Source organism: Sphingopyxis sp. GC21 (assembly GCF_025727575.1).
GTDB classification, from domain to species: Bacteria; Pseudomonadota; Alphaproteobacteria; order Sphingomonadales; family Sphingomonadaceae; genus Sphingopyxis; species Sphingopyxis terrae_A.
This window is the reverse complement of sequence record NZ_CP095845.1, coordinates 1682116-1701934: the sequence shown is the minus strand read 5'-3', so window position 1 is coordinate 1701934 and position 19819 is coordinate 1682116. Positions and strand designations below refer to the sequence as shown.

General features: G+C 65.7%; 15 protein-coding genes. 11 read left to right on the top strand and 4 right to left on the bottom strand.

Translation table 11 applies throughout. The annotated features are described in order from the left end of the window. Positions 1 to 299 precede the first annotated feature (299 nt). The 5 genes from MU856_RS08125 to MU856_RS08105 all read left to right on the top strand — a co-directional run bounded on the left by MU856_RS08125 (position 300) and on the right by MU856_RS08105 (position 8087). Positions 300 to 1550 carry a lipoprotein-releasing ABC transporter permease subunit gene (locus MU856_RS08125; protein WP_062902626.1) on the top strand — a complete coding sequence of 417 codons (1251 nt, stop codon included), beginning with the start codon at positions 300 to 302 and terminating at the stop codon, positions 1548 to 1550. After that, positions 1543 to 2220, top strand: coding sequence for an ABC transporter ATP-binding protein (locus MU856_RS08120; protein ID WP_062768337.1), 678 nt, complete (start codon positions 1543 to 1545; stop codon positions 2218 to 2220). Before MU856_RS08125 ends, MU856_RS08120 begins: the two co-directional genes overlap by 8 nt. Before the next feature lie 47 nt (positions 2221 to 2267). After that, complete coding sequence (locus tag MU856_RS08115) at positions 2268 to 2744, top strand: glutathione peroxidase (RefSeq protein ID WP_062902625.1); 477 nt, start codon at positions 2268 to 2270, stop codon at positions 2742 to 2744. A 181-nt stretch (positions 2745 to 2925) separates the two neighbouring features. Further along, entirely contained in the window at positions 2926 to 6414 is a 3489-nt protein-coding gene (dnaE, locus tag MU856_RS08110) for a DNA polymerase III subunit alpha (protein ID WP_263588792.1), read from the top strand. A gap of 68 nt (positions 6415 to 6482) precedes the next feature. Further along, a complete protein-coding gene (locus tag MU856_RS08105; protein ID WP_412072822.1) occupies positions 6483 to 8087 on the top strand; it encodes a long-chain fatty acid--CoA ligase in 1605 nt (534 codons plus the stop codon). Positions 8088 to 8212: 125 nt separating this feature from the next. Here MU856_RS08105 and MU856_RS08100 read toward each other — a convergent pair whose 3' ends face one another. The 4 genes from MU856_RS08100 to MU856_RS08085 form a co-directional block, all read right to left on the bottom strand. Beyond that, complete coding sequence (locus tag MU856_RS08100) at positions 8213 to 9301, bottom strand: PA0069 family radical SAM protein (RefSeq protein ID WP_412072821.1); 1089 nt, start codon at positions 9299 to 9301, stop codon at positions 8213 to 8215. Positions 9302 to 9380: 79 nt separating this feature from the next. After that, positions 9381 to 9905, bottom strand: coding sequence for a molybdenum cofactor biosynthesis protein B (gene moaB / locus MU856_RS08095; protein ID WP_062902621.1), 525 nt, complete (start codon positions 9903 to 9905; stop codon positions 9381 to 9383). Beyond that, the gene (locus tag MU856_RS08090) at positions 9895 to 11667 is read right to left on the bottom strand and encodes a lytic transglycosylase domain-containing protein (RefSeq protein ID WP_263588790.1); all 1773 of its coding nucleotides are present in this window, start codon (positions 11665 to 11667) and stop codon (positions 9895 to 9897) included. The genes moaB and MU856_RS08090 overlap by 11 nt, the downstream gene beginning before the upstream one ends. Before the next feature lie 3 nt (positions 11668 to 11670). After that, entirely contained in the window at positions 11671 to 12435 is a 765-nt protein-coding gene (locus MU856_RS08085; protein WP_263588789.1) for a uracil-DNA glycosylase family protein, read from the bottom strand. A gap of 139 nt (positions 12436 to 12574) precedes the next feature. On the opposite strand from MU856_RS08085, the gene MU856_RS08080 reads away from it, so the two are divergent. Genes MU856_RS08080 through MU856_RS08055 form a run of 6 tightly spaced genes read left to right on the top strand, consistent with a single transcriptional unit; the run spans position 12575 to position 19792 of the window. Continuing rightward, a complete protein-coding gene (locus tag MU856_RS08080) occupies positions 12575 to 14230 on the top strand; it encodes an electron transfer flavoprotein-ubiquinone oxidoreductase (protein WP_062903235.1) in 1656 nt (551 codons plus the stop codon). Between the two features lie 43 nt (positions 14231 to 14273). After that, positions 14274 to 15905: a hypothetical protein gene (locus tag MU856_RS08075; RefSeq protein WP_263588788.1), complete on the top strand. Its 1632-nt coding sequence runs from the start codon at positions 14274 to 14276 to the stop codon at positions 15903 to 15905. A gap of 7 nt (positions 15906 to 15912) precedes the next feature. After that, complete coding sequence (locus tag MU856_RS08070; RefSeq protein ID WP_263588787.1) at positions 15913 to 16761, top strand: 4-(cytidine 5'-diphospho)-2-C-methyl-D-erythritol kinase; 849 nt, start codon at positions 15913 to 15915, stop codon at positions 16759 to 16761. After that, positions 16758 to 17489: an N-formylglutamate amidohydrolase gene (locus tag MU856_RS08065; protein WP_263588963.1), complete on the top strand. Its 732-nt coding sequence runs from the start codon at positions 16758 to 16760 to the stop codon at positions 17487 to 17489. Before MU856_RS08070 ends, MU856_RS08065 begins: the two co-directional genes overlap by 4 nt. Before the next feature lie 60 nt (positions 17490 to 17549). Further along, the gene (gene ilvD, locus MU856_RS08060) at positions 17550 to 19409 is read left to right on the top strand and encodes a dihydroxy-acid dehydratase (protein WP_263588786.1); all 1860 of its coding nucleotides are present in this window, start codon (positions 17550 to 17552) and stop codon (positions 19407 to 19409) included. Next, the gene (locus MU856_RS08055; protein WP_058811537.1) at positions 19406 to 19792 is read left to right on the top strand and encodes a hypothetical protein; all 387 of its coding nucleotides are present in this window, start codon (positions 19406 to 19408) and stop codon (positions 19790 to 19792) included. The genes ilvD and MU856_RS08055 overlap by 4 nt, the downstream gene beginning before the upstream one ends. The last annotated feature ends 27 nt before the right edge of the window (positions 19793 to 19819 follow it).

Sequence of the window (19819 nt, the reverse complement as noted above, 5' to 3'; positions counted from 1 at the left end):
GTGACGAACGTCGCCATCCCCCTTGTGCGCAGGCCAGGCGACCGGCCTGCACTCCCTGGAACCGGGCCTTGCGCCGCGTTGAACCAGAAGCCATTGGGCTATGCGCCGCGCCGGGCTTTGTCACCCATTCGTCGACAGGCTGCGGCGCTTTTGCACCGCCCTGTGGCCGTTCGGCAACATATTCTGCGAATCATTCGCAGCGAATTGCGCCCCACGGTGACCATTGCCAGCGGCCCGGACGCCCCCTAAAGCGGCGGCATGACCGCAACGCGCACCGCGCCTGAAGGGGCGTCCGCCCGATGATCCTGCGTCCTTACGAACGCGCCATCTTCAAACGCTATCTGCTCCCGCAACGCGGCGAAGGCTTCATCTTCGTCGCGGCGGCGTTCAGTTTTACCGCGGTGATGCTGGGGGTCGCGGCGCTGGTTATCGTGATGAGCGTGATGAACGGTGTCCGCTCCGACCTGTTCGACAAGATCGTCGGGCTGAACGGCCATGCGGTGGTGCAGGGCTTCGGCGGCCGTCTCGACGACTGGCGCGATCTGCTCAAGGAGGTGAAGGCGACGCCGGGCGTCGTGTCCGCAACCCCGCTGATCGAGCAACCCTTGCTCACCACCTTCAACGGGCGCGTCGAGGGGGTGCTGGTGCGCGGGATGACCGTCGCCGACATTCGCGGCAACGGCGTGCTCAACGGCAAGGTTTTGCAGGGCAACCTCGATTCGCTGAAGCCTGGCACCGACAATGTCGCGATCGGCAGCGAACTGGCGCGTAATCTGGGCGCGACGGTCGGGTCGATGATCACGATCATCAATCCCGCAGGCCGGTCGACGCCGTTCGGAACGGTGCCGCGCGAGATTGCCTATCGCGTGTCGGCGATCTTCGAGATCGGCGTCTATGATTTCGACAAGGCCTATGTCGTGATGCCGATGGAGAATGCGCAGCTGCTGCTGCTCACCGGCGATCAGGTGGGGATGATCGAGATCAAGACGACCGATCCCGACAAGGTGGGCGAGATATTGCAGCCGCTGGCCGAAAAGGTCGCGGCGCAGGCGGTGATTTCGGACTGGCGGTCGATGAACAGCAGTCTGTTCGAGGCGCTGTCGGTCGAGCGCGTCGCGATGTTCGTGATCCTGTCGCTGATCGTGCTCGTTGCCGCTTTCAACATCATCTCTTCGCTCATCATGCTCGTCCGCGCCAAGACGCGCGACATGGCGATCCTGCGCACCATGGGCGCGCCGCGCGATGCGGTGATGCGCATCTTCATGGCGATCGGCCTGTCGATCGGCGTTGCGGGAACCATTGTCGGCATGATCATCGGCTTCAGCCTGCTTTACTTCCGCGCCGGCGTGCTGCGCGGAGCGGAATTCATCACCGGGCAGCCGCTGTGGGATCCGTCGATCCGATTTCTGACCGAATTGCCGTCGAAGCCCGATCCGTTCGAAATCGTCGGCATTGCGGTGATGGCGATCGTCTTCAGTTTCCTCGCGACGCTCTATCCGGCACTGAAGGCCGCGAATACCGATCCCGTGCAGGTGCTGCGCTATGAATGATGTCGTCCTGGAACTTGTCGACCTGAAGCGCAGCTTTACGCAGGGCGACGTTACCATCCATGTGCTGCGCGGCATCGATGCGGCGCTGAAGCGCGGCGAAATCGTCGCGCTGCTCGGCCCGTCGGGATCGGGCAAGTCGACGATGCTGCAGGCGGTCGGCCTGCTTGAAGGCGGTTTCGAGGGCACGATCCGCATCGATGGCGAGGATGTGACGCGCTTCGATCAGGGCGCGCGGACAACGACGCGGCGCGAGAAGATCGGCTTCGTCTATCAATTCCACCATCTGCTCCCCGATTTCAGCGCGGTCGAGAATGTCGTGCTGCCGCAGCTCATTCGCGGCGCGCGCCAGGCCGAAGCCGAAGAGCGCGCTGCCGACCTGCTCGGCCGGCTCGGACTTGCCGAGCGTCTGCACCACAAGCCGAGCAAGCTGTCGGGCGGCGAGCAACAGCGCGTTGCGGTGGCGCGCGCGCTGGCGAACCGGCCGCTGCTCGTGCTCGCCGACGAACCCACGGGCAATCTCGACGAAGCGACGGCGGACCGCGTGTTCGACCAGTTCGTCAAACTCGTCCGCGATCATGGTTCTGCCGCACTGGTTGCGACGCATAACGAACGGCTGGCGGCGCGAATGGATCGCGTGTGGCGCTTGCACGAAGGACAGATCGAGGCGTAGGCAAAGCTGGAAGCGATTGCCGACGCCCAGCCGAAGGGGAAGCGAATATGGGGCTCTACGATTTCTCAGCGAAACTGCCGGGCGGCGGATCGCAGGCGATGGCCGACTACAAGGGGAAGGTGCTGCTGATCGTCAACACCGCCTCCAAATGCGGCTTTACCCCGCAATATGAAGGGCTGGAGGAGCTCTACCGCGATTACAAGGATCGCGGGTTCGAGGTTCTGGCCTTCCCCTGCAACCAGTTCGGCGCGCAGGAGCCGGGCGATGCCGAGGAAATCAAGAATTTCTGCTCGCTGACCTATGATGTCAGCTTCCCGCTGATGGCGAAGATCGACGTCAACGGCGACGACGCCGATCCGATCTTCAAGCATCTGAAGAAGGAAAAGACCGGCCTGCTCGGCAGCGGGATCAAGTGGAATTTCACCAAATTCCTCGTCGACCGCGACGGCAATGTCGTCTCGCGCCATGCGCCGACAACCAAGCCCGAGCAGCTGCGCAAGGAGATTGAGGAATTGCTGGGTTAGGAACCCCCAAGCCAAAGCCGTTCGACCTGAGCTTGTCGAAGGGTCGTACTTCACTTTGCGGCGGTGAAGAATAGGACGGTGCTTCGACAAGCTCAGAACGAACGGTTCGGGTGCGCGGCCAATGTGCATATTTTGCACACGGACGCTTCCCCGAATCGTCACATGTGCCTAGCGTCATCCGATGGCCTACAGCCCCTTTGTTCCCCTGCGCGTCTTTTCCAGTTTCACCATGCTGGAGGGGGCGATCGAGCCCAAGGCGATCGCGAAAGCGGCGCGCGAGCGGGGCTTTCCGGCGATAGCGGTCGCGGATCGCAACGGGCTGTACGGTGTCATGGCCTTTGGCGACGCGTGCAAGGCGGCGGGTGTCCAGCCGATCGTCGGTGCGCTGCTGAGCGTGGCGCGGCCGGGGCAGCGGCTGGCGAGCGGCGCACCGCTGATCGACTGGATTGCGCTCTATGCGCAGGACGATGCGGGCTACAATAATCTTTGCGCGCTGGTGTCTGCGGCGCACCTCGGCCGACCGGTCGAGCAGGAGCCGCATGTCCTGCTTTCGGACCTCGCCGGCAAGACCGACGGGCTCATCTGCCTGACCGGGGGCGGCGAGGGCGCTCTGGCGCGCTTGCTGGCCGGCGAGCAGAAGACGGCCGCCGACGAGTATGTCGAGCAGCTGGAAGCGCTTTTCGCCGATCGGCTGTATATCGAACTGTCGCGGCGGGGCGATGCGACTGAAAAGGCCGCCGAGGAGGCGCTGATCGAGCTGGCCTACACGCGCGCGTTGCCGCTGGTTGCGACCAATCCCGCCAATTTCGTCGATCCGCAATTTCATCCCGCGCATGATGCGATGCTGTGCATTGCGCAGTCGGCCTATGTCGAAAGCGAGGATCGCCGCTCGTCCAACCCCGAAGCCTGGCTGAAATCGGCCGAGGCGATGGAGGACAGTTTCTCCGACCTGCCCGAGGCGATCCGCAACACGCTGGTGATCGCGCAGCGCTGCGCCTTCATGGCGCCCAAGCGCAAACCGATCCTGCCGAGCCTTGCCGGCGACCGCGAGGGCGAGGCGGCGCAGCTCAAGGTCGATGCCCACGCAGGGCTGGCCGAACGGCTTGCGCTCTATCCGGACCTTACCGAGGAAGAAAAGCAGGCCTATGTCGCGCGGCTCGACTTCGAGGTCGACGTCATCACGCAGATGGGCTTTCCGGGCTACTTCCTGATCGTTGCCGACTTCATCAAATGGGCGAAGGCGCACGATATTCCGGTGGGGCCGGGGCGTGGATCGGGTGCGGGCAGCCTCGTCGCCTGGTCGCTGACCATCACCGACCTCGACCCGCTTAAGCTCGGGCTGCTGTTCGAACGCTTCCTCAATCCCGAGCGCGTGTCGATGCCCGACTTCGACATCGACTTCTGCGAAACCCGCCGCGGCGAGGTGATCCGCTATGTGCAGGAGAAATACGGCCGCGACACCGTCGCGCAGATCATCACCTTCGGAAAGCTGAAGGCGCGCGCGGTTCTGAAGGACACCGGCCGCGTGCTCCAGATGAGCTATGGGCAGGTCGACCGGCTCGCGAAGCTGGTACCGAACCATCCGACCGATCCCTGGACGCTCGAACGCGCATTGAACGGCGTCAGCGAGCTGATGACCGAATATAAGCAGGATGACGGCGTCCGCCGCCTGTTCGACATGGCGCGCCAGCTCGAAGGCCTGCCGCGGCACAGTTCGACCCACGCGGCGGGGGTCGTGATCGGGGACCGGCCGCTCGACCAGCTTGTCCCGCTCTATCGCGATCCGCGCTCGGATATGCCGGTCACGCAGTTCGACATGAAATATGTCGAGACGGCGGGGCTGGTGAAGTTCGACTTTCTTGGCCTCAAGACGCTGTCGGTGCTCAAGGAAGCGCGGCGCCTGCTCGCGCTGCGCGGGATCGATGTCGATCTCGATACGCTCGGCTGGGACGATCCCGCGGTCTATGAGCTGCTCCAGCGCGGCGACACCGTCGGGGTGTTCCAGCTGGAATCCGAAGGGATGCGGCGCACCCTGTCGGCGGTGAAGCCGACCAATTTCGGGGACATTATCGCGCTCGTCGCGCTCTATCGGCCAGGGCCGATGGACAATATTCCGCTGTTCGGCGCGCGCAAGAACGGGCGTGAGCCGATCGCCTATCCGCACCCGCTGCTCGAAGGCATCCTCGCCGAAACCTACGGCATCTTCGTCTATCAGGAACAGGTGATGCAGGCGGCGCAGATCCTGGCCGGCTACAGCCTCGGCGGCGCGGACCTGTTGCGCCGCGCGATGGGCAAGAAGGTGCAGGCGGAGATGGACGCGCAGCGCGACACCTTCGTCAAAGGTTGCGGCGAGCATAATGGCATCGACGCCAAGGCCGCGAACGAGCTGTTCGACTTGATCGACAAATTCGCGGGCTATGGCTTCAACAAGAGCCATGCGGCGGCCTATGCGCTGCTCTCGTATCAGACGGCGTGGCTGAAGGCGCATTATCCGCACGAATTCTTCGCCGCGTCGATGTCGTTCGACAGCCATCAGACCGACAAATTGTCGATCTTCATCGACGATATGCGCCGCCTCGACATCGCGATCGCGCCGCCGTCGATCAACGACAGCGAGGCCGATTTTTCGGTCGGGCGCAGCGAAGACGGGCTCGCGGTCCGCTACGCGCTCGGCGCGCTCAAAGGTGTCGGCGAAAAGGCGATGGAGGCTCTCGTCGCCGAGCGTCAAGCCAAGGGCGATTTTGCGAGTCTCGACGATTTTGCCGCGCGCATCGACCCCAAGCTGCTCAACCGCCGCCAGATCGAGGCGCTGGCGGGGGGCGGCGCGTTCGACTGCGTCGAACCCGACCGACCGCGCGCCTTTGCTGGAGCCGAGGCGTTGCTGGCCTGCGCCAATAGTTCGGCGCACGAACGCTCGACGGGGCAGGGCGGGTTGTTCGGCGGTGATGTCGCGATCGCGCCGGTGCTCCAGCTGTCCGCTGCCGAACCCTGGACGCTTGCCGAGCGGATGGCGAAGGAAAAGGACGCGTTCGGCTTTTATTTCTCGGCTCACCCGGTCGAACAATATGAGGCGGTGATCGCGGCGCGCGGTGCGCGGACCTACGGCAATATCTGCGAAACGGTCGAAATGACGCCCGGAACCCGCATCCCGATGGTGATGGCGGCGATGGTCGAAAGCGCGCGCCCGCGCGTGTCGCAGCGCGGCAATCGCTTCCTCAACCTGACGCTGTCGGACCGCAGCGGACAATTTCAGTCGAGCTGCTTCGACGAGCAGACGGGCAAGATATTGGAGGCCTTGGCGGTCGACGGCGGCTGCGCGCTGCTCAACGTCGAACTCGATCTGCTCGAGGGCGAGGAAACGCCGCGCGTGACGGTGCGCGGGGCGCAGTCGCTCGCCGACATTGCGGCGAGTGCCGCGCTGCAACTCGATTGCCGCATCGAACTCGCCGAGGCGCCGGGCGAGATGCTCCGCTATCTCGAACGGCGCGAGGATGCGCGCGGGCGGGTGATCGTATCGACGCCCGATCCGCTGACGGGCGAGGACATCCGGATCGAGCTGGGACGCGGCTTCGCGCTCGGCCCAGACACCGTCTCGCGGCTCCAAATGGTTGCAGGCGTAACCGATGTGGCGCTTTCGCTGGTCCCGCCGCGCGATTTTCGCGTCCGCTAGGCTCGCCCCCTCTTGCGCGCCGCGCATTTCCGGCCCTATCCCTGACGAAAGACACGGGAGAGATGCATATGGGAATGCAGGGCCAGCCGCTGCTCGTTACAAGCCTGATCGATCATGCGGCGCGCGAACATGGCGCACGTGAAATCGTCTCGCGCTGGGCCGACGGCAGCATGACGCGGTCGAGCTGGGGCGAGGTCGGCAAGGACGCCCGCCGCTTCGCTGCCGCCATGACGCGGCTGGGGATGACGAAGGGCGACCGTATCGCGACGCTCGCGATGAACCATGGCCATCATCTGGTGAGCTGGTACGGGACCGCCGGCATGGCCGGGGTGCTGCACACGGTGAACCCGCGGCTGTTCGACGAACAGCTTGTCTATATCGTCAATCATGCCGAGGACCGCATTCTCTTCTTCGACGCGGCATTTCTGCCGATCGTCGAACGGCTGCGCGATCAGCTTCCCACCGTCGAGCATTTCGTGCTGTTCGATGCGCCGGCGCGCGACGGCTATCTTTCCTACAAGGATCTGATCGACGCCGAAGACGGCAGCTTCGAATGGGTCGATCTCGACGAGCGCGATCCGGTGGGCCTCTGCTATACCAGCGGAACGACGGGCAATCCGAAAGGCGTGCTCTACGAACATCGCTCGAACGTCATCCATGCGATCACCGAGATTCAACCCGATGTCTTCGACATGTCGAACCGCAGCGTCATCCTGCCGATCGTGCCGATGTTCCACGCCAACAGCTGGGGCATTCCCTTCGCCGCCGCGACGGTGGGGGCGAAGCTCGTCTTTTCGGCGACCAATGATGCGCAGGTGCTCTGCGAACTGATGCACGCCGAAGGGGTGACGCACAGCGCCGGCGTGCCGACGGTGTGGCTCGCGATGTTCGCGCATATGGATGCGACCGGGATCGACTATGGCAAGCTTTACCGCGTCATCATCGGCGGCTCGGCGGCGCCGCGTGCGATGATCGAACGCTTCATGAAGGCGGGGATCGACGTCGGCCACGCATGGGGCATGACCGAAACCTCGCCGATCGGAACGATGGGCAAGCGGCCGTGGAATTGGGACGAAATGAGCTTCGACGAGCGCGTCGATATCGTCTGCCGCCAGGGCTGCCCGCCCTTTGGCGTCGAACTGCGCATCGTCGACGAGGAGGATAATGTCCTGCCGCGCGACGGGGTGACGAGCGGGCGGCTGCAATGCCGGGGCCCCTGGATCATCCAGCGCTATTTCAAGGCTGACGCCGATGCCGCCGACAGCGACGGGTGGTTCGATACCGGCGACGTCTCGGTGATCCATCCCGACGGGGTCATGCAAATCACCGACCGGGCGAAGGATGTCATCAAATCGGGCGGCGAGTGGATTTCGTCGATCGAACTCGAAAATGCCGCGGTGGGCGCCCCCGGCGTTCAGGAAGCCGCCGCGGTCGGCGTATTCCACCCCAAATGGGACGAACGACCGATCCTGCTGATCGTCAGGAAACCCGGCGCCGAGGCGACCGAAGCGAGCATCCTCGATTATCTGAAGGACAAGGTCGCGAAATGGTGGCTGCCCGACGAGATCGTTTTCGTCGAAGAACTGCCGCACACCGCGACGGGCAAGATCCTGAAGCGCCAGATCCGCGACGATTACAAGGATTACAAGCTGAAGTCGTTGGCGGAGGCGTAACCCCCTATGGGTGTCATTGCGAGGCGCGCAGCGACGAAGCAATCTCCAGCCAACCGCGACAGGGCAAGCGAATAACTGGGGATTGCCTCGCTTCGCTCGCAATGACGATTGGCTTTTGCAGCCGGTTAGAACAATTCCATCTGTCCGTCGCGTTCCGGCGGCCTGAACAGGTCGCTGCGGAGCGGCGGAAAGCTTTTGTCGAGGCCATGTTCGCGCGCCGCGCGCTTGACACGGGTGCGGATGAGCTGCGCCCAAACGCTTCGCCCCTTCATGCGGGAAAAATAGTCGGGGTCATTGTCGCGGCCGCCGCGAATGTCCTGCACCATGTGGATCACCTTGGCGGCGCGGTCGGGATAATGGGCGTCGAGCCAGGCGCGGAACAGCGGCGCGACTTCGTGGGGGAGGCGGAGAAGGATATAGGAGGCGCGGATCGCGCCGGCCTCTGCCGCCGCAGCCATGATCGCCTCTATCTCGTGATCGGTAATAGCGGGAATGATCGGCGAGATATTGACCTGCGTCGGGACGCCCGCGTCGATCAGCTTGCGGATCGCCGCGAGCCGCCGCTTGGGATGCGGCGCGCGCGGCTCCAATGTACGGGCGACTGCGGGATCGAGCGTCGTGACCGAAATCGCTACCCCGACCAGATTGTCGCGCGCCATGTCGGCGAGCAGATCGATATCGCGAAGGATGCGATCGGACTTGGTCGTGACGATCAGCGGATGCCGCGTTTCGGCCAGCACCTCGACCACCGCGCGCGTCACGCCCCATTCGCGTTCGATCGGCTGATAGCCGTCGGTGTTGGTGCCGATGGCAAGCGGGGCGGGCACATAGCCGCGCTTGGCCAGTTCCCCTCGCAGCAAGGCGGCGGCATCGGGCTTGGCAAAGAGCCGGCTTTCGAAATCGAGCCCCGGTGACAGGTCGTGGAAGGCGTGGGTGGGGCGCGCGAAGCAATAGATGCAGCCCTGTTCGCAGCCGCGATACGGATTGATCGAACGGTCGAAACCGATGTCTGGCGAGTTGTTGCGCGCGATGATCGTCCTGGGATGTTCGACGGTGACGGTGGTGCGCAGCGCCGGCGCGGCGCCGTCGATGTCTTCGGCCGTGTCGAGCCAGTCGCCATCGGCCGCGCGGTCGAGCGATCCGGTCCGCGTCGGGCGGAGGTTGGTCGGGGCGCCGCGGCCTGAAATCGGGGGAAGGGGACGGGTCGGTTCCACTGTCGCAATCTAGTGGAACATCGAGAACATATAAAGAACAAATATCGTCGCCCGCGGGAAGCCGGTGGCGACATTTGGGCTATTCGGTGAGGCGCGGGATCAGGTCGACGAAGTTGCAGGGGCGGTGCCGGCTGTCGAGCTGGCTTTCCAAAATGCCCTCCCAGGCATCGGTGACGGCGCCGGTCGACCCGGGCAGCGCGAAGATATAGGTCCCGCGTGCGACGACGGCGCAGGCGCGCGACTGGATCGTCGAGGTGCCGATCTTCTGAAAGCTGATCCAGCGGAACAGTTCGCCGAAGCCCGGAATATCCTTGCCATCGAGGCGGTGCAGCGCCTCGGGCGTCACGTCGCGGCCGGTCAGGCCCGTGCCGCCGGTCGCAATGACGACATCGACCGCAGGGTCGTCAATCCAGTTGTGCAACCGCGATACGATAAGATCGGTTTCGTCGCGAATGATCGCGCGCGCCGCAAGCTCGTGCCCCGCGCCGGTCAGAAGTTCAGCGAGCTTGTCGCCCGATGTGTCGTCGTCGCTGCTGCGGCTGTCCGAAATCGTCAGTATGGCGATGCGAACGGGCTTGAACGGGCGCGCCGGATCAATCGGCATTGGCGAGACCGGCGGGACCGGCGTAGGTCAGCCGTACCCGGTCCTTGCTGTCGGGAAAGCGCGGCCATTTGCCCTGCGCGAGGGCGGCGCGGCTGATCGACGGCTTGCCCTGTTCGGCTTCGTACATCCAGTAATTGCGTAGCACGATGCCGACATAGGCGCGCGTTTCCCAATAGGGGATCGATTCCATGAAGAGCAGCGGATCGCCATTGTCGCGCACTTCGGTCGACCAGCGCGCAACCGGCGCGGGGCCCGCATTATAGGCGGCGATCACCTTGGGCAGCAGGCCGCCGGTCGACGAATCCTTGCTCAGATACTGCAGATAGCTCTGGCCGAAATCCATATTCACCGCGGGGATGCGCAGATCGGCAGGATTGACGCTTTCGCCCCGCCACCGCGCCAGATCCTTGGCGGTGCCGGGGCGCACCTGCATCAAGCCATAGGCGCCCGCCGGGCTGACCACCGTGCGCTGGAAACGCGATTCCTGCAGCGTGTGGGCAAAGACCAGCGCCGGATCGACCTTCCACCCGCCATTGGGCTCCCAGCGCGGCTGCGGATAACGCGTCGCGGCGGCGAGCTTGCGGCCCCGCGGCGTGTTGTGGGCCAGATAGAGCTGGGTTTCGGGCAGGCTGAGCGCCTGGGCCAGGGCAATGAGCTGTTCGTGCTGGCGCGGGTCGCCGATGCGCGCCTGCTGGCGCAGCAGCGCGTCGGCGTAGCCGTCCTCGCCAATCTCGGCCATCGCAACCGCGGCGCGGACATTGGGCAGTTCCTCGAGCGCGCGGAAGGCGCTGCGGTCGGCGCGGACATTCTCGCGCTGGATATTGGTTTCCAGACCCAGCGTTTCGGCGGCGAGAAGGCCGTAGAAGGTTTCCTCATTGCTCGCCGCGGCGCGCAGGCGCGGCTCGACAAGCTGCGGCTCGCCCGATGCGATCGCCGCGCGTGAGGCCCAATAATAAGCGGCGGCGCGCTGCTCGCTGTCGGGGGCTTCCTTGGCGACGCGGTCGAAGGCGCCCAGTGCGGTGCGATAGTCGCGCAGGCGCCACGAAGCGAGGCCTTGCACCCACGCGCCCTGCACCGGCCAGGCGCCCTGGCTCGCGCTGCATTCCGCCGCGAGGCGAAGCGCATTGGCGTCGTCATTCTCGATATAATAGGACCAAGCAATCTTCTGCCGCCATTCGTCGCGCGCCTCGGGCGTCAGCTGGTCGGCGACCGCTGCATAGAGCGCCTCGGCGCCAGCGGGATCGTCGTTCTTGATACGGTCCGGGATGGTGCGGGCCAGCCCGGCGGCGACCGGATCGCCGCCCACGCTGTCGGCGCCGAGCCGGCGCGGGGCGCTGCCCGACCAGCTCAGGCGATTCTGGTTGGGCAGGACCGGCACGTCGGTGGCGCCGCGCTTCGCGGCAAGGCTTGCCAGACGGTCGGCCTGCGGCAGTTCGGGCGATCGTGCGAGAACCGGCATAAGGTCCGACACTTCGGCGCGCGGGCTGTTTGCCGCGAGCAGCAATTCGGCGCGCAGGAAATCGTTGAGCGGGCCCTTGTCGGCGCCGTCGAGCATCGATTTCGCATCGGCCCAGCGCTGTCCGCGAATGGCGGTCAGCACTTGCGTGTAGAATTGCTTCTGCTTCGCCGACAGGATTTCGGGCACCGTTTGCGACGGAGCCGAAAAATCGCGATCGGGCGCGTCGGCGGCCATCGCCGGGACGGTTCCGGCCGCAAGGAAAATCAGGATCGAGGCGCCGAGCGCCCATTTCGCTTTTGTCATCTGTCAACGTCCCCGGTTGAGCAGTTTGAGACTATCCCAGGCCGCCGCCTTGTGCGCTGGCCGGGCGAGGAGCATCGCGGGATGCGCGATTGCCACCGCCTCCACTTTGCCGCCATCATGGTTAAGATCGAGTAACTTTCCGCGCACATCGGCGAGCGGGCGTCCCGTCGCAATGCGCAGCATGTCGCTGCCGACGAGCAGCAACCGCTGCGGCCGCGCCAGCGCGACATGGTGCCGCAGCAGTCGGTCGAGCTCTGCAGCGTCGCTTTCGTCGCAGCGGCCGCCCGCCGGGCGCGTCACTGCGAGGCTGGCGATATAACAGTCGTCGCGCGTCAGCCCGATCGCGCGCAGTATCGCGTCGAGTAACGGACCAGCCGGTCCGGTAAAGAGCGTCCCGTCACGCTGATCATCGACCTCGGGCCACGCGGTGAGGACCATCAGCGCCGAATCCGGCATTCCCTGCGGCAGCACGCGGCGCGCGTCCCACTGGCTGCCGGGCACGTCGGGGTGCTCGGCGAGCCAAAGCTGGAATTCGTCCCATTCGCCCGGCAAGGCGACCGGCCCCTTGGGTTCGTCATTTTGGGGCGCTTCGACGCGCTGGAGCGCGGCGGGCAGCGGGGCGACCTCGGGTTCGGCAAGGACGGGGCTTCGCCGCGGTGCCGCAGCGTCATTGGCGGCAGGCACGTCGAGCCAGCCGGCCGGCACTTCGCCGACCAGCGCATCGACGCCGGCCAGCGACCACCAGTCGCAATAGCTTTCCGCCAGCAAGGCTGAATTCCGCCCACCCATGAAAATGTTGAAACAGGAGGTTGACGCGCGCGTCAATTGGAAGGCATCGCAAATCGTGACAGAATGAGCGCCGCTTACGATGAATGATCGCGGCGGGGACGGCAGAAAGGGCTTTGAGGTGAGCGAACGGGAATCGATGCCTTATGACGTGGTGATCGTCGGGGCAGGGCCGGCGGGCCTTTCGGCGGCGATCCGCCTGAAGCAACTCGCGAACGAAGCGGGCAGTGAGCTGTCGGTCTGCGTGCTCGAAAAAGGGTCCGAAGTCGGCGCGCATATCCTGTCGGGAGCGGTGATCGATCCCAAATCGCTCGACGAGCTGCTTCCCGACTGGCGCGAGCAGGGCTGTCCGCTCGCCGAGGTGCCGGTGAACGATAATCAGCATTGGGTGCTGACGAAGAAGAAGAAAATCTCCGTCCCGCATCTGATTACGCCCGGCTTCATGCACAACAAGGGCACCTATACGGGCAGCCTCGGCAATCTCTGCCGCTGGCTGGCCGAACAGGCCGAAGGGCTGGGCGTCGAAATCTTCCCCGGCTTTGCCGCCGCGGAAATCCTGTACAACGACGATGGGTCGGTGAAGGGCGTCGCCACCGGCGACATGGGCATCGCGCGCGACGGCAGCCACAAGCCCGACTATGCGCCGGGGCTTGAGCTCCATGCGAAATATAGCTTCTTTGCCGAAGGCGTGCGCGGCCACCTGACCAAGATGCTGAAGCCGCAGTTCGCACTCGACGCCGATTGCGAGCCGCAGGTCTATGGCATCGGCATCAAGGAATTGTGGGACATCGATCCCGCAAATCACGCCCCCGGCCGCGTCATCCACACGCAGGGCTGGCCGCTCGATGCCAACGCCAATGGCGGCGGTTTCCTCTATCATCAGGCGAACGGGCAGGTGGCGCTGGGCTTCGTGACCTGGCTCAACTACCGCAACCCGCACATCTCCCCTTTCCAGGAGATGCAGAAGTGGAAGACGCACCCCGAGATCGCGAAGATTTTGAAGGGCGGCAAGCGCATCTCTTACGGCGCGCGCGCGATCAGCGACGGCGGCTACCAGTCGGTGCCGAAGCTCGCCTTTCCGGGCGGCGCGCTGATCGGCGACAGCGCCGGCTTCCTCAACGTGCCGCGCATCAAGGGCACGCACACCTCGATGAAGTCGGGGATGATGGCGGCCGAAGCGGCTTTCGCTGCGGTCAATGCCGGTCGTTCGGGCGATACGCTGACCGCCTATCAGGACGCCTATGACGACAGCTGGGTGAAGAAGGAGCTGAGTGTCGTCCGCAACGTGCTGCCGCTGGTCGAAAAATTCGGCGATCTGGCGGGGACGGTCCTGTCGGGGATGACCATGTGGCTCGAAAGCTTCGGCATCCGCATGCCGTTCACGATGAAGCATCACCCCGACAACACGACGCTCTATCGCGCCGATATGATGCCCAAGCCCGAATATCCGAAGCCCGACGGGGTGCTGACTTTTGACCGGTTGTCCTCGGTGTTCCTCTCCAACACCAACCATGAGGAAGATCAGCCGATCCACCTGCAGCTCAAGGATCCGACGATCCCGATCGAATATAATCTGCCGATGTATGACGAGCCCGCGCAGCGTTATTGCCCGGCCGGCGTCTATGAGGTTGTCGGTCAGGATGAGGGCGAACCGCGCTTCGTCATCAACGCGCAGAATTGCGTGCATTGCAAGACGTGCGACATCAAGGATCCGACCCAGAATATCAACTGGGTCACCCCCGAAGGCGGCGGAGGCCCCAATTATCCCAATATGTAAGTTCGCTCGCCGATCGATTCTCGCGCCGCTGGCGGCCACCCTGATGGTGGCTGCGGCGCCCGCTGCGATGGCGGCGGTCGATCCCGATCAGGCAGCGCTCGACGCGCTTGTCCGGGCGCGGCTTGCCGAAGAAGCAGGCAATCCCGCCGAGGCGCTGGCGGCGCTGCAATCGCTCGCAAGCCAGGCGCCCGATCTGCCGGGCTTGCGCGCCGAAATGCTCGAGCGCGCCATCGACGCCGGCGACCTCATCGCAGCGCGCAGTGCAGCTGCGGCGCTGTGGGCGAGCGGCGAGCAGCGGTTCGACGCGCGGCTCGTGCTCGTCGTCGACGCGATGCGGCGCAGCGACTGGAAGGGCGCGCGCGCCCTTCTGGGGACGGCGCAGGACGACAAGTCGGGCGGCGATGCGATATCGCGCCTGATCGATCCGGCGCTGGGCGCATGGGTCGATGCCGGGCAGCGCGCGCGCCAGCCCGAACGCGCGCTGGTGGCCGCCGCGACGCGCGGGCGCCCCGAACCCGCCTATGCGCTCGAAGCGGCGCTGGTTCAGCTTGCGGCCGGACAAAGTGATGCCGCCGTGGCCGCTGCCCTGGAAACAACCCCGACCGACCGGCTGAGCCAGCTCGTCGCTCTGCGCCTTGTCGCCAGCCTCGATGCTGCCCGGGAGAAGGATGCGGCGGGGACGCTGCGGTCGCGCATTGCACTGGCGGCGGGTGAGCGCGAGGATCCTCTGCTCTTGCTGCCCGAACAGGCGGTGACCAACCCGCGGGCCGGCGCCGCCCACTGGCTGGCGCTCGTCGCCGACACGCTCGCGCGGTTACCCAAGAGCAATGCACGCCTGCCGCTGACTTTCGCGCGCGCTGCGACTTGGCTCAACGATCAGGACTGGACCGCGCGCAGCGCGCTCGCCGACGCCTTGGCGCGCAGCGATCGTGCCGCCGACGGCGCTGCCTTTCTTGCCGGTCTTCGCGGACCCCTGCCGCCGGTGTTGCGGATGCGCCTTGCCGAACTGACGGCGGAGGAGGGTGATCGTGCGGCGGCGGTGAAGATGGCCGAGGACGCCGTCGCGGGCGATGCGCCGCGCAGCCTGCTCGTCCGTTTCGCCGATCTGGCGCGGCAGAGCGACGATGCCGCGGCGGCCGAGCGGGCCTATACGCGGCTCGAAGCCGCGCTCGGCGATGGCGACGACAGCGCTCCGCTGCGTGCGACCTTGCTTGTGGCGCGCGCCGAACTGCGGCTGCAGGCGAAGGATTGGGACGGGGCGGCGCCGCTGATGCAACGCGCGCTCGCGCTGCGCCCAAACGACCCGACGATCCTGAATTTTGTCGGCTATTCCGCGCTGGAGCGGCGGATCGATGTCGATCGCGCGCTCGGCCAGATCGAGGCGGCATGGAAGGCCGACCCGCAGAATGCGAGCATCACCGACTCGCTCGGCTGGGCCTATTTTCTGACCGGACACACCGACAAGGCCGTCGAACTGCTCGAACAGGCGCAGCAGGGCGAGCCCGAAAATGCCGTGATTGTCGAGCATCTGGGCGACGCCTATTGGAAGGCGGGGCAACGCTTCCGCGCGCGCTATACGTGGCGGGCCGCGGCACTGCTCGCCGAAGAGGATATGGCGGCGCGCGTCGCGGCAAAGCTCGAAGGCGGGCTTACGCCGCAGACGACCGCGCCCTGATCGCGCCATGACCCTGTTCCACGAGACCGGCTGGGCAAAGATCAACCTCGCGCTGCACGTGCGGGCGCGGCGCGCCGACGGCTATCACGAGATCGAGACATTGTTCGCGTTCGTCGACGGCGGCGATGCGATTGCGGCGGCGGTGTCGGACGCCGATGATCTGACCATCGAAGGGCCGTTCGGCGACGGGCTGAGCGCCGGCGCCGACAATCTGGTGCTGCGCGTGCTCGCCTTGCTGCGTGATCGCTATGGCGCGGCTCGCGTGCCGCCGCTTGCCGCCCGCCTGACCAAGACATTGCCCGTTGCGGCGGGGATCGGCGGCGGCTCGGCCGATGCGGCGGCGATGGCGCGGCTGGTGCGGGCGCATTTTCTGCCCGACGTCGGCGATGCGGCGCTCGCGCGGCTCGTCGGCACGCTCGGCGCCGATATTGCCGCCTGCGTCGCCAGCGCGACCTGCCTTGGCGTCGGGACCGGCGCCGAACTCAGCCCTGTGCCCGAACTGGCGCTGGGCGGGACTCCGGTGCTGCTGGTCAATCCGCGCGCCCCCGTCGCGACCGGGCCGGTGTTCGCGGCCTGGGACGGCACTGATCGCGGCCCGCTGTTCACCGGCGCCGACCTGCGCGCGCAATTGTTTGCGGCGCGCAATGATTTGCAGCGCCCGGCGATCGCGCAATGCCCGGCGATCGCCGACATATTGACCGAGCTTGGCGGGCTGGGCCCGTGGCTCGCGCGCATGTCGGGATCGGGGGCAACCTGTTTCGCGCTGTTCGACGCGCCCGCCGAACGCGATGCCGCGGCGGCGGCAATCGCCGTGCGCCATCCCGGCTGGTGGCAGATGACGGGGGCGCTGCGATGAGCGAGGCGTGGCAACAACTAGGTACGCCGCGCGTCGGCGGGGTGCTGTTGATCGGCGATCATGCGTCGGCGGCCGTGCCGCCCGACATCGACCTCGGCATCGACCCCGCGCTGCTGTCGCAGCATATCGCGATCGACATCGGCGTTGCGGAAGTCGCGGCGTTGCTCGTCCGGAACGGCGCGGTCGACGCGGCGATTTTGGGCGGCGTGTCGCGGCTGGTCGTCGACTGCAATCGCGACGAGGATGCGCCGGGCGCGGTGCCTATCGCCAGCGACGGCCATGCGATCCCCGGCAACGCGCTCGATCATGCCGGACGCGAGGCACGGATTGCGCGCTTTTTCCGCCCCTATCACGATCATATCGCGGCGGTGATCGCCGCGCGCCGGCCCGCGATGATCCTTTCGCTGCACAGCTTCACCCCCACGCTCGCCAGCGATCCGGCGCAGGCGCGGCCGTGGCATGTCGGCGTTCTCTATAACGAGGACGCGCGGTTGGCGCCCGCAGCGATCGCAGCGCTCGGCGACGAGGGGCTGATCGTCGGCGACCAGCTTCCCTATTCGGGCAAGCTGCTCAACGCGACGATGAACCGCCACGCCGAGGCGAATGACATCCCCTATGTCGGGATCGAGATGCGGCAGGACCTGGTCGGCGATCCGCCGGGGCATGCGCTCTGGGCGCAGCGGCTGTCCAATATGGGCCGGAAACTGGGTTTGATTCTACCGCGTTAGGCGTGTAGAGGCGCCTTCTGTCGCCATTTTATGAAATAAAATTATCAGAAAGACGCTAAAATGCCTTCTTATCGTTCGCGAACCACCACCCACGGCCGCAACATGGCGGGCGCGCGCGGCCTGTGGCGCGCAACGGGAATGAAGGACAGCGACTTCGGCAAGCCGATCATCGCGGTGGTCAATAGCTTCACCCAGTTCGTGCCCGGCCACGTCCACCTCAAGGATCTGGGGCAGATGGTCGCGCGCGAGATCGAAGCGGCGGGCGGTGTCGCCAAGGAATTCAACACCATCGCGGTCGATGACGGCATCGCGATGGGGCATGATGGCATGCTCTATTCGCTGCCGAGCCGCGACCTGATCGCCGACAGCGTCGAATATATGGTCAACGCGCACTGCGCCGACGCGATGATCTGCATCTCCAACTGCGACAAGATTACGCCCGGGATGCTGATGGCGGCGCTGCGGATCAATATTCCCGTGGTGTTCGTGTCGGGCGGGCCGATGGAGGCCGGCAAGGTGGTTCTGAAGGGCAAGGAGGTCGCGCTCGACTTGGTCGATGCGATGGTCGTCGCAGCCGACGAAGCCTATAGCGACGAAGAGGTTGCGGCGGTCGAACGGTCCGCCTGTCCGACCTGCGGCAGCTGTTCGGGCATGTTTACCGCCAATTCGATGAACTGCCTGACCGAAGCGCTGGGCCTGTCGCTGCCCGGCAATGGATCGCAGCTCGCGACGCATGCCGATCGCAAGGCCCTGTTCCTGCGCGCCGGCGCGATGATCGTCGACATGTGCCGCCGCTATTATGAAGAAGGGGACGAGCGGGTATTGCCGCGCAGCATCGCGAGTTTCGAGGCGTTCGAAAATGCGATGAGCCTCGACATCGCGATGGGCGGATCGACGAACACCGTGCTCCACCTGCTTGCCGCCGCGCATGAGGCAGAGGTCGATTTCACGATGGACGACATCGACCGGCTGTCGCGCCGCGTGCCGTGCCTGTCGAAAGTCGCGCCTGCGAAGAGCGACGTCCATATGGAGGATGTTCACCGCGCGGGCGGGATCATGGCGATCCTTGGCGAACTTGAACGCGCGGGGTTGCTCCACGCGCATCTGCCGACGGTGCACAGCGCGACGCTGGGCGACGCGCTCAATAAATGGGACATTGCGCGCACCAACGATCCGGCGGTGCAGACCTTCTACCTCGCGGCTCCCGGGGGAGTGCCGACGCAGACGGCGTTCAGCCAGGACCGGCGCTGGGATTCGCTCGACCTCGACCGCGAAAATGGCGTGATCCGCTCAGCCACCCACGCGTTCAGCAAGGATGGCGGCCTCGCCGTCTTGTCGGGCAATCTCGCGCTCGACGGCTGCATCGTGAAGACCGCCGGGGTCGACGAGAAGATTCTGAAATTTGCCGGCCCGGCGAAGGTCTATGAAAGCCAGGATGCGGCGGTAGCGGGCATTTTGACCGGACAGGTCGAGGCGGGCGACGTCGTCGTCATCCGCTACGAAGGGCCCAAGGGCGGGCCGGGGATGCAGGAAATGCTCTATCCCACGAGCTACCTCAAATCGAAGGGGCTGGGCGCCGCATGCGCACTGATCACCGACGGGCGATTTTCCGGCGGCACGTCGGGGCTGTCGATCGGCCACGTGTCGCCCGAGGCGGCCGATGGCGGCACGATCGGACTGGTCGAAAATGGCGACAGGATCGAGATCGACATCCCGAGCCGCACAATCACGCTGGCGGTCCCCGACGCCGAACTGGCGGCGCGACGCGCCGCGATGGAGGCCAAAGGTGAGGCTGCCTGGCAACCCGAAAAGGCGCGCCCGCGCAAGGTTTCGGTAGCACTTCAGGCCTATGCTGCGATGACGACGAGTGCGGCGCGCGGCGCCGTGCGCGACCTATCGCAGTTGAAGGGCAAGGGATGAAATCTATCGCGGGGGCAGGGCTGCTGCTCGTTCTGGCGGGCTGCAATGCCGGTCCCGACAATGGCGCGCTGGCCGAGGCCGAAGCGCAGGGGTCGAAGGACGCCGCGATCAGCGGACGGATCGACTGCGCGCTTGGCGGCGCCAAGCTGTTCGACCGCACCTGCACCATCGCCGAAATGAGCAGCGCCGACGGCACCATCCTGATCGTCGGCCGCAGCGACAGCGGCTACCGCCGCCTGCAGGTGACAACCGATGGCCGCGGGGTCGTTTCGGCCGATGGCGTCGATCCGGCGAAGGTGACGGTGATCGGCGACGGGGTGATAGAGGTTGCGGTTGGCCCCGACCGCTACCGGCTGCCTGCCAACACCGGCGGAGCGAAGTAGCGCGACTTTTCCCGCTCGCATGGTAGG